Origin of the sequence: Psychromonas sp. 14N.309.X.WAT.B.A12 (assembly GCF_030397575.1) — a bacterium.
Classification (GTDB): domain Bacteria; phylum Pseudomonadota; class Gammaproteobacteria; order Enterobacterales; family Psychromonadaceae; genus Psychromonas.
Genome location: NZ_JAPNXS010000005.1, coordinates 86,008 through 96,743 on the forward strand (window position 1 = coordinate 86,008; position 10,736 = coordinate 96,743).

General features: G+C 37.8%; 15 protein-coding genes. 2 read left to right on the plus strand and 13 right to left on the minus strand.

The window, feature by feature from the left end; genetic code table 11:
- Positions 1–47 precede the first annotated feature (47 nt).
- Positions 48–344: a Fis family transcriptional regulator gene (locus OW492_RS08270; protein ID WP_290039458.1), complete on the minus strand. Its 297-nt coding sequence runs from the start codon at positions 342–344 to the stop codon at positions 48–50.
- A 133-nt stretch (positions 345–477) separates the two neighbouring features.
- Between OW492_RS08270 and OW492_RS08275 the strand changes: the two genes are divergently transcribed.
- Complete coding sequence (locus tag OW492_RS08275; RefSeq protein ID WP_290039459.1) at positions 478–636, plus strand: hypothetical protein; 159 nt, start codon at positions 478–480, stop codon at positions 634–636.
- A gap of 8 nt (positions 637–644) precedes the next feature.
- Here OW492_RS08275 and OW492_RS08280 read toward each other — a convergent pair whose 3' ends face one another.
- Together OW492_RS08280 and OW492_RS08285 are read right to left on the minus strand one after the other, a co-directional pair.
- The gene (locus tag OW492_RS08280) at positions 645–1,475 is read right to left on the minus strand and encodes an ion transporter (RefSeq protein ID WP_290039460.1); all 831 of its coding nucleotides are present in this window, start codon (positions 1,473–1,475) and stop codon (positions 645–647) included.
- Between the two features lie 64 nt (positions 1,476–1,539).
- Entirely contained in the window at positions 1,540–2,490 is a 951-nt protein-coding gene (locus OW492_RS08285) for a putative sulfate exporter family transporter (protein WP_290039461.1), read from the minus strand.
- A 131-nt stretch (positions 2,491–2,621) separates the two neighbouring features.
- On the opposite strand from OW492_RS08285, the gene OW492_RS08290 reads away from it, so the two are divergent.
- Positions 2,622–3,062 carry a cytidine/deoxycytidylate deaminase family protein gene (locus tag OW492_RS08290; RefSeq protein ID WP_290039462.1) on the plus strand — a complete coding sequence of 147 codons (441 nt, stop codon included), beginning with the start codon at positions 2,622–2,624 and terminating at the stop codon, positions 3,060–3,062.
- A gap of 1,042 nt (positions 3,063–4,104) precedes the next feature.
- Here the strand turns inward: OW492_RS08290 and OW492_RS08295 are convergent.
- The 10 genes from OW492_RS08295 to urtE all read right to left on the minus strand — a co-directional run bounded on the left by OW492_RS08295 (position 4,105) and on the right by urtE (position 10,736).
- Entirely contained in the window at positions 4,105–4,311 is a 207-nt protein-coding gene (locus tag OW492_RS08295) for a cold-shock protein (RefSeq protein WP_113817810.1), read from the minus strand.
- Between the two features lie 303 nt (positions 4,312–4,614).
- The gene (locus OW492_RS08300) at positions 4,615–4,803 is read right to left on the minus strand and encodes a hypothetical protein (protein WP_290039463.1); all 189 of its coding nucleotides are present in this window, start codon (positions 4,801–4,803) and stop codon (positions 4,615–4,617) included.
- Between the two features lie 30 nt (positions 4,804–4,833).
- On the minus strand, positions 4,834–5,445 hold the full coding sequence (gene ureG / locus OW492_RS08305) for an urease accessory protein UreG (RefSeq protein WP_290039464.1): 612 nt from the start codon (positions 5,443–5,445) through the stop codon (positions 4,834–4,836).
- 56 nt (positions 5,446–5,501) lie between these two features.
- Positions 5,502–6,197 (minus strand): urease accessory UreF family protein, encoded by a 696-nt coding sequence (locus tag OW492_RS08310; RefSeq protein ID WP_290039465.1) that lies wholly within the window; start codon positions 6,195–6,197, stop codon positions 5,502–5,504.
- Positions 6,187–6,663, minus strand: a complete 477-nt coding sequence (locus OW492_RS08315; RefSeq protein WP_290039466.1) for an urease accessory protein UreE — start codon at positions 6,661–6,663, stop codon at positions 6,187–6,189. The genes OW492_RS08310 and OW492_RS08315 overlap by 11 nt, the downstream gene beginning before the upstream one ends.
- A gap of 59 nt (positions 6,664–6,722) precedes the next feature.
- Positions 6,723–8,426 (minus strand): urease subunit alpha, encoded by a 1,704-nt coding sequence (ureC, locus tag OW492_RS08320; RefSeq protein WP_290039467.1) that lies wholly within the window; start codon positions 8,424–8,426, stop codon positions 6,723–6,725.
- A 2-nt stretch (positions 8,427–8,428) separates the two neighbouring features.
- Positions 8,429–8,758 (minus strand): urease subunit beta, encoded by a 330-nt coding sequence (locus tag OW492_RS08325; RefSeq protein ID WP_290039468.1) that lies wholly within the window; start codon positions 8,756–8,758, stop codon positions 8,429–8,431.
- Between the two features lie 13 nt (positions 8,759–8,771).
- On the minus strand, positions 8,772–9,074 hold the full coding sequence (ureA, locus tag OW492_RS08330) for an urease subunit gamma (RefSeq protein WP_113817803.1): 303 nt from the start codon (positions 9,072–9,074) through the stop codon (positions 8,772–8,774).
- Between the two features lie 12 nt (positions 9,075–9,086).
- Positions 9,087–10,001 (minus strand): urease accessory protein UreD, encoded by a 915-nt coding sequence (locus tag OW492_RS08335; protein WP_290039469.1) that lies wholly within the window; start codon positions 9,999–10,001, stop codon positions 9,087–9,089.
- Positions 10,002–10,040: 39 nt separating this feature from the next.
- Complete coding sequence (gene urtE / locus OW492_RS08340) at positions 10,041–10,736, minus strand: urea ABC transporter ATP-binding subunit UrtE (protein WP_290039470.1); 696 nt, start codon at positions 10,734–10,736, stop codon at positions 10,041–10,043.

Below are 10,736 nucleotides of genomic sequence, written 5' to 3' on the forward strand. Positions count from 1 at the left end.
CAAATACTTAAATGGCCCAATAGGTTTTTACTTACTGGGCTATTTTTTTATGCCTCTACCATCCATTTGATCTGTTTATTAGCATCATCTATTTTAATATTTACCTCATTTAACTTTTGCATAATGAGCTTTTTCAACAACGCAGCTTGCCCTGATTCAATCAATTCATCAATATGCTTTTGGCTAGCAAAAGCACACGTCACCACTAAAGACTTTGGGAAACTATCAAATTTAACCCTATGGGTTATCCACTGATAACCATTAATATCTTCCAATGCAAACTCACAGACTTCGGTTAATGTTTTACATAATTGCTTTTCTATTTTTTTATCGCTTTTCTTCATTTAAATATCTTAATCTTTTTATGATGGTGTTGAGTTAAGGGCAAATCGCTATTAGTTAGAAGATTTATTTATTATCCCTTTCTCTAGCAGTTGTGAATAATAGGTTATTGTTTAACACTAATAGGAAAGATAAGTGAAAGCCCCCATTATTATTAGTTTAGTTATGTTGTCACTGATCGTTGCAGTATTAAGCCATGGCATCATTGCCGCAGCTTTTTCATTACTGGCCTTTGCTTTATTGTTCTACTTTGTGGCAAATCAGAAAACTGGAACTAAGCCACCACAAGAATAATTTTCGCCTTACTTCTGCTTCAATAAAGCCTTAATTTCTGCTAATTCTTGTTGTAAATCAGCCATACTTGGTTGGTTTTCTTTATCACTTTCTAAATCAGCTTCTAACTGCCTCTCCTGCTCTAATACATTAACGACAATACCAATCACCATGTTCAAAAAAGCGAATGCAGTAAAAAAGATAAAGGTTAAATAAAAGCTCCATGACAACGGATAAACAGCCATGGTTTCATACATAACATCTGTCCAGTCCTCAAAGGTCATTACTCGGAATAAGGTTAATAAGCTCACCGCAATATCACCCCATAACGTTGGATTAATAGCAGCAAAGAAAGTTGTACCGATAGCAGCATAAATGTAGAAGATAATAAACATCAGCAGCATGACATAACCTAGCTGTGGTAACGCTTTAATTAAAGAGTTAATAAGGATACGCAACTCAGGAATAATAGACACCATACGTAGTACACGAAAGATACGTACTAATCGACCTAATATCGCTAATTCACTATCTTCAATAGGGATTAAGCTGACCAAAACAATGAAGGTATCAAAGACGTTCCAAGCATTAAAAAAGAAACGTTTTTTATTAGGCTCGCCAATAAAACGGATTATAATTTCAGCTAAAAAGATAACCGTAATAGCAACATCTAATACCGATAAAACCTGCAATGTTGTCGCAGACACTTCATAGCTATTAGCGCCTATCATTAATGCCGAAAAAATGATGATAGCAATCACAAACAACTCAAAGATTTTGTTATTGCGGATTTCATAAAAGCGGCGTTCTAACCCACTTAATTCAGTTTTGCTTGGATGGTTTTGATCGGTATTTGTCATGAGTTAAGCCCTAAAAAATAATTAGGGCTAGCATAAAAGGAATCAGATAAAGAGTCTAGGCATATTATGCCAATGTAAATTGAATATACCCTAACACGACTGATGCCACGGTTACCCATAATAAGATACCTAATAACATTGGCTTATACCCTGCATTTCTAATCGTTTTCACCGTAATCCCACAACCAATCAGGAATAAACAGACCACTAATAAACGCTTACTAATAAAGAATACCTCTTGGTATGCACCATGGAATTGCGGCAAAAAATGTGCAATGGCAATAGCAATGCAGTAATACACAATAAACATGGGCACCGATACTTTTTTACTATCACTTTTAAAAATGCATGCACTGATAAAAGCAACAGGCACTATCCATAGAGCACGTGCTAACTTCACCGTTGTAGCAATCTCTAAGGCTTCATCACCATAGGCAGAAGCTGCACCCACTACAGATGATGTATCATGTATCGCAATAGCACTCCACAAACCAAAGTTATATTGACTCATTCCTAAAGCATGACCAACCAGTGGAAACACAAATAACGCGATGCTGTTTAAAATGAACACTGTAGCTAAAGCATGAGAAGTTTGTTCGTTATTTGCTTGAATAGCTGGCGCCACAGCTGCAATAGCACTACCGCCACAAATCGCGGTACCTGAAGAGACTAAATGCCCAGTTTTTGAATCCATCTTGAATACTTTAGTTAATAAGCTACCAATCAATAAAGTGCTAAAAATAGAGCCCACAATCAAGCCGAAATTACCAGAGCTTGCTTGCACAGCTTGGTCAACATTAATGCCAAAACCTAAACCAACAATAGAGATAGCTAATAGACGCTTTGTTAACATACCTATATCAATTTGAGTTGGTACTAACCCTAGTGTCGCCAGTGTGAAACCGAGCACTAATGCAACCGGCGAAGAGATAATAGGAGACAGGCATAATGCACCAACAACAGCGAATAGAATAATATGTTTATTACATTGTATTTTGCTAATATCACTAATCATTATTACCTCCTAATTTGACTAGCAGATAATATAAAAGCACCAAGATTAAGTATATTCGAAAGAATTTAATCAAAGGTTAATAAAAACTTAACAGCAGACGATAACCTACCAGCATAAGGATTAACTTGAATATGATTTCTAAATGGGCACCTCGATTCATCCAGATGGCAGAATTAGTTGCGTCTTGGAGTAAAGATCCGTCAACACAAGTAGGCGCAGTGATCACCGAACGAAATCGCATCGTATCATTAGGCTTTAATGGTTACCCTCAAGGTATTTCTGATAGTGCGGGAACAGATCTACGTGAAATAAAACTACTTAAAACCTTACATGCCGAAGAGAATGCAATACTTTATGCTAAGCGCGATTTAAACGGCTGTGAAATCTGGGTCACCCATTTCCCCTGTCCTAATTGTGCAGCTAAAATAATCCAAACAGGTATTAAGGCCGTACATTGTCCAGCGCAAAGTGACGACTTTTTATCTCGCTGGGGGGATAAAATTAAGCTTAGTGAAGATATGTTTAATCAATCAGGTGTGGCCGTTGATTGGCTTCCGTTAGATGAAATCTAACATTAACTATTTATCAGTGTGATGCTATTAAGAAGAGCATCACACTAGCTAGATCAATAGAAAATTTATAACGTAAAATTATCAGTTATTAATGAAGGGATAAATTTTTAGCACAATTTGTTTAAATAAAATGCAAATAATACTAGTATTATATAGTTATATACCTTATGATGACCTTCGCTCTGAAATTAAAGCGTTATTAATGTCACCATAAAGTCCAAGATATTCTCTGCTACATCGTTTTCGTTGTCCTTAGTATTTCCCTCAGCTTGATAAAAACCATTCAATAATCTCAAGTTCAGTGCATGCAATTTTGCAATTAACTTTTCGTGCGTATCTCGATATATAAATTGAGTACAGTAACGATTTTTATCCCAACGGCTTTACATAAAGTACAGGGAATTAACACCATAAGGAAAATATATGGCTCGTTCTACAGGTAGAAAAAGATTTTGGTTCCAACTTAACAAAGATGAAAACCAACAAGTAATGAAAGAGAAAGAAGTAACAGCACAAAATTAAGCAATAAAATAAAGAATTTAACAAGAGCAGATTAGCCCCGCTCGGTTAACATCAAACTGATTAAAGAATATCAGTTGAAGCAAGATTTAACATGCAAATAGTATAAGGTGCCTCTAACCTTATCAGCTTTCTCAAAAGCACTTATCAAGTTATCACTTAATAAGACAAGCACCATTCATAACGTGCAAAAATTAATGTGCTGCTTTTATCTGAAGTAGCACAATAAAGCCCTTCATTTTTAACACTTCCCAATAATGCCAATCACAATAAATAGCTTATCTATTTTATTTGTTAAAACAACCCGCTTTCTCGTTGTAAATTTCGTAAAGAGAACAGCCATTTACGCCTTGAATTAAACTGATTTTTCCAGCATGAAATTTAGATAATATATTTAATGTAATCGACTTAAATATATCGTTTTTTATTTTTTAAACACAAAAAAAATGGCAACCCCTTACGGATTTACCATTTTCTTAGAATAGTTAGCAGCTTATTGAAGCGGCTAAAATATCACAGCAACTTAAAGTGCTACGATACCTTCAGCTTGAGGACCTTTAGGGCCTTGGCTTACTGTGAATTCTACTTTTTGGCCTTCAGCTAAAGTTTTGAAACCTTCGCTTACGATTGCACTGAAGTGTGCGAATACGTCTGGACCAGCAGCTTGCTCGATGAAACCAAAACCTTTAGATTCGTTGAACCATTTAACTGTACCTTGAACTTTAGACATAATAATTATCCTGTTTGTATATTTGAAAACTGCCTTTAATAGGCTTGCATAGCGTAAATTAGGCTGGAACTTAAAAACTACAAACGAGGTATTATAACTAAAACAACGATATGGAGAATGTAAACAATAGGCTTTATTTCTGCTGACCTTTATAGTATCTGAACCCCAACTTAAGTCAACTAATGATTAGTTTAAATGCGTTAAAAACATCAATAATTTACAAGAATCGGGAAACTATAATCTAAGAAAGGACAATATGTAGTGAAACTGCTAGCTTAATGCTAACAGCCACTATTTTTTCGCTTAAAGTTTAGCGTTTTGCTTTTTTTTATTTTTAAAGTAACTCACTGCTTTTACTATAACAACAGCAAGTAACATCCAAAATACAGCATGATAAAGCATATGTAATGCACCATCACCTAATGCATGGTCAGCGTGTGCAAAGGCTTGAGAAGTCAGTAATAAACTGAAGATAAACGTTAAAAATTTCATGTTTTTTCCTTGTTAATTTTAAAAAGCAGGCTATTTCAGCATGCCCTGTGTTTCAATAAAGTCGATAATATCATTTAAACCTTGCTGTGTTTTCATATTACTAAAAATAAACGGTTTATCTCCACGCATTTTCTTCGCATCTCGATCCATCACTTCCAGTGAAGCTCCCACTAAATCAGCTACGTCTATTTTATTAATTATCAACAAATCGGATTTAGTAATGCCTGGACCACCTTTACGTGGAATTTTATCACCCGCAGAAACATCAATAACATATAAGGTTAAGTCTGATAATTCAGGGCTAAAAGTGGCACTTAAATTATCACCACCACTTTCTACCAAAACAAAGTCTAAGCCAGGATGACGAGCGTGTAACTCATCAATAGCCGCGAGATTCATTGAGGCATCTTCGCGAATTGCTGTATGTGGACAACCACCTGTTTCAACCCCCATAATACGATCTGACGCTAAGGCATCATTACGAGTTAGAAATTGTGCATCTTCATGGGTATAAATATCATTTGTTACCACCGCCATTTCATATTTATCACGCAGAGCTAAACAAAGTTGACTCAATAAAGCCGTTTTACCAGATCCGACTGGACCACCTACACCGATACGTAATAATTGTTTTTTTCTCATTCTATTTCTCTCATATTGCTAAAATAATTTGCATAAGCTTAAACTTCAATTAGATATTAGGAACGAAATAACCGTGTATATTGCGTTTCATGCCAAGCACTGGCCATCGCTAATCGCGGTAAACTTGCTCCAATGTCTGCATCATCAATCTGATTTGCAATACTAATAGCAGCAGCTACTTTATCACTTAATTCAAACAGTAAATTTTGTGCCTGTGTTTGACCTAATGGCACCAACTTAGTCGCTGCAGCCACTTGATTATCTAAATATGTCCAGCAATACCCACTTTGCGCAGAGATTAAATCCAGCTCGCAAAGATAAGCAGCAATCGTAAACACACTCACAAAACTACTTTCTGACTGTTTGAATAATTCATCGTATGGCTCACTATCAATACCATCTAATTGCTTTAATAAACGAATTAATGCTTTCCCCATTGCAACATCAGCAAGGCGTAATTCACTACTTTCACGACAAGCAATGAGGTGCTGATTATGTAATGCAAAGCTGACAAAATCCCCCTCTTTCAATGCTTGATAAAGTCGTTTTAATAACGCTAAGTCAGTGCGAGCAATCGATTCTTTAAGATTCAACTCAATCCAATCAAAGGTACTTTTTTGATTGTTTACCCAGCCCATTTCCGTTGCGTACTCCAATCCTTGTGAGAAAGAAAATCCACCGACGGGTAAGTTAGCACTGCATAATTGTAATAGTCGATTGAGCTTAATAGGGGTCGCTATATTAATGTTCATGATGGTGCCCAGCATGAGAATGGCGATGAGCATGCCCACTACCTTTACCATAAGCACCATTTTCAGGTGCAAATACTGCAGGTGTTTTATCGATTATTAAGCCATAATTTTCAGCTAGTTCTTCTAATACGTGATCAGGTTTAAAACGTATCCATAACTCACCAACTTGTAATGTCGTATGACGGTTGCCTAAGTGATAACAGACTTTACTAAACGTTAGCCAGTCCTTACCAATCGCAGTAGATACGGCTTCGGCTTGCCCTTTCACTTCGATTAATAACCCACATTCTGTTTTTAGGATTTCGCCCACTAAAAGAGGATGACCGCGATCTACAAAAATACCGATATCTACACCTTTATCTGTGACACCTTTGATGCGTGATTTCTTACGCGTATCATGATCCAATGTAATCGAATCATTAATATCATCATGGGTATGATCCAACCTTTCAAATACTTGTAACATTGTTTACCATTTTCCTATTATCTTGTTTTTATTGTTATTTTTATAACGCACGTAATAAATTAGAACAAGGTGTAACGCTGTGCTAACGGTAACTCCGTCGCAGGGTCACAAGTTAATAGTTCGCCGTTTGCGCGAACTTCATAAGTTTGCGAGTCAACTTCAATATTCGGCATCCAATCATTATGAACCATGTCTTTTTTACCAATATTACGAGTGTTTTTACACACCCCCACTAAACGAGTCATCCCTGCTATTTCAGGTACATTTTTATCGATTGCAGCTTGCGATAAAAAAGTCATTGACGTTTTAGCTGCAGCACTACCGAATGATCCGAACATTGGACGATAGTAAACAGGCTGAGGTGTTGGAATAGAAGCATTTGCATCGCCCATTGGAGCAGCGGCAATAAAACCAGACTTTATGATCATTGATGGTTTAATCCCAAAAAATGCAGGCTTCCATAATACTAAATCAGCCATTTTTCCTACTTCAATAGAGCCAACTTCATGACTAATACCGTGACTAATGGCTGGATTAATCGTGTATTTGGCGATGTATCGTTTAGCTCGGAAGTTATCGTTTCTCTCTGTATCAGGGGATAATGGACCGCGTTGTTGTTTCATCTTATGTGCAGTCTGCCAAGTACGCGTGATCATTTCACCAACACGTCCCATCGCTTGAGAATCAGATGAAATCATACTGATAGCCCCTAAATCATGCATGATATCTTCAGCAGCAATACTCTCTTTACGGATACGTGAATCGGCAAAGGCAATATCTTCTGGAATAGAAGGGTTTAAATGATGACAAACCATCAGCATATCTAAATGTTCATCAATGGTATTGACTGTATATGGTCTTGTTGGGTTGGTTGATGAAGGTAATACATTGGGCTCACCACAAGCACGAATGATATCAGGTGAATGACCACCACCAGCACCTTCTGTATGGTAAGTATGAATAGTGCGCCCTTTAAATGCACCGAGTGTATCTTCTAAAAAACCTGACTCATTTAAAGTGTCAGTATGGATAGCAACTTGTACATCGTATCGCTCAGCAACCGATAAACAATTATCAATAGCTGCAGGGGTTGTTCCCCAATCTTCGTGCAGTTTTAACCCACACACTCCAGCTTCAATTTGTTCTTCAATAGCTTTGGGTAAACTAACGTTTCCTTTCCCTAAAAAACCGAAATTCATTGCAAAGTCATTGGTGGCTTGCAACATTTTATGAATATTCCAAGGTCCAGGCGTACAGGTTGTCGCTTTAGTCCCCGTTGCAGGTCCAGTACCACCACCGATCATAGTGGTCACACCTGACATTTGTGCTTCTTCAATCTGCTGTGGGCATATAAAATGAATATGAGCGTCTATGCCACCAGCCGTTAGAATTTGACCTTCTCCTGCGATGACCTCAGTACCTGCACCTATTTCGATATCAATATTATCTTGAATATCAGGGTTACCGGCTTTACCAATAATAGCGATACGTCCATCTTTGATACCAACATCCGCTTTGACAATCCCCCAATGATCCAGAATTAATGCATTAGTGATCACTAAATTAACGGTTTCAGAACATGATACTTGGCTTTGACCCATACCATCTCGAATAACTTTACCACCACCAAAAGTGACCTCTTCGCCATATTCAGTAAAATCTTTTTCTACTTCAATCCACAAGTCAGTATCAGCTAAACGAACGCGGTCACCCACTGTCGGACCAAACATATGCGCATAAGCATGCTTATCAATTGTTGCCATGATTATTTACCTCCCTCTGAGTCGCTTGGAATATCACCTTGAATATCTCCTCGGAAACCAAATACACGACGCTTGCCGCGATAAGCAATCAAGGTAACGTCTCTTTTTTGCCCTGGCTCAAAACGTACAGCGGTACTTGAAGTAATATCTAGACGGTAACCTTTGGTTATATCACGCTCGAAAACTAAGGCTTTATTGACTTCGTAAAAATGGTAATGAGATCCAACTTGGATGGGACGGTCACCGGAGTTAGCAACACTGACGGTTATTTTTTCACAACCAACATTTAGCTCTCGAGAGCCACTATCCGTTATAATTTCACCTGGAATCATAAACTTTACTCCATTAAATAATTGGGTTGTGTACCGTCACCAACTTTGTACCATCGGGGAAAGTCGCTTCTACTTGCACTTCTGGAATCATTTCTGCAATACCATCCATCACTTGATCTCGGGTTAATAGCGTACGACCGTAATCCATCATTTCAGCGACAGTTTTACCATCACGCGCACCTTCCATGATCTCCATAGAAATATATGCCATTGCTTCTGGGTAATTAAGTTTTACACCTCGCTTTAAACGACGCTCTGCTAATAACGCAGCAGTAAAAAGCAATAACTTATCTTTTTCTCTTGGTAATAAATCCATAATAATCTCTTTTTATGTATGCCAAACTCTAGGTTGATTTGCTGCTTTATTTACTAATATGGGACGTAATATTTCCCATAAGTGTATAAAAAGCTGTTTACATTGTTGTGCGTGAGAACCGAGATAACGCATTACTAATAGCCCTTCAATATCGGTAATGCTAATTGTGCTTTGAGCATTCACCTCAATCATTTTTTGGCGTAGCTGCTCAACTAAATCTGCGCGTTGTTGTTTATCAGTTAGTTGCTTTGGGGCATAAGCTAGAAAGGTCGCAAATACACTATGCCCAGCCAAGCCTGCAGGGTGAGTTAATAATTGGTTAGCAGGTGATAAAGCGATACGATCATGATAAATCAATTTTCCATCGCAAAATAAACGGTTGAGTTGGCAGTATTTACCCTCAACAAATGGTTGTGCTGAATCAGGCAGTCCAAGACAGGTTATATCCCAGCCTAAATAAGCACTGCTACTAGTTAGCTCGATATCCACTGTATTAAATCCATCAGCTCCTTCATAGACGATGGTTTCTTGCGGAAAATTTTCACACTTAGCATCGGCTTCAATGGTGAAATTTGTCATCTGCGCTTGTTTAGTATCACCAATCTCTAAATTGGTACGAGCACGATAAAAGCGCCCAGCACCGGGCGTAGTAAATAAGAGATGGGCTTGTTCTTGAATAGTGACATTAATACGCAGTTCATCACCTGAAACAATACCCGCAGGTGGGTGTAAAAGATAGATATGAGCACAGTCACGCCCTTCAGGGTAAAACGCTTTTTGTACTGATAATGGCCCTTTACGTTGTGTAGCAGTTAATTGCGTACCCACAGAAGTATGGCTAAACTGCAAAGATAAATGAGCAAGCCACTGATTTTTCAATGGCTTACTCATCCTAGGTTTGATTTCATCAACAACTGTGTTGGTCATTATTATCTATTAAATCCTTTAATTGATAGTAGAGTTAGTCTATACCGCTAAGTACTGGCTGACGAGTTGATCATCTAAGGCACTCATCTCCCCAGAGGCAATAACTTGACCTTTTTCCATGATATGGAAGTTCTCGCCAACGGCGCGAGCAAAAGGTAACTTCTGCTCGACCAAAATAATAGTCATTCCTTGTTCTTTATTAAGCTTTAATAATACATCTCGAATCAGTTGCACGATATTCGGTTGAATCCCCTCATTCGGCTCATCTAGAATCAAAATATCAGGGTTTAACACCAAAGCACGGCCTATCGCTAATTGCTGTTGTTGCCCACCAGATAAGTCCCCACCACGTCGATGTAGCATCTCTTTTAACACAGGAAAAAGTTTATATATATGATTTGGAATGGTTTTACTTTCCTGTCGACTACAATTTAAGCTGATTTTTAAATTTTCTTCAACAGTCAATTGTGGAAAAATATGACGCCCCTGTGGCACATAACCAACGCCGATTTCAGGACGTTTTTCTACACTACTTTTACTCATATCCTGGTCGTTGATAATTAGCCTTCCCGAGGAGATTGGCAACAGCCCCATGATAGTTTTTAATAAGGTAGTTTTACCTACCCCATTACGTCCCATAATGCAGGTGCGCGATCCTTTCTTTATGTTAAGATCCAGATCCCAGAGGATTTGTGTACCGCCATATTTTTGATTTACTGATGTTAATTCAATCAT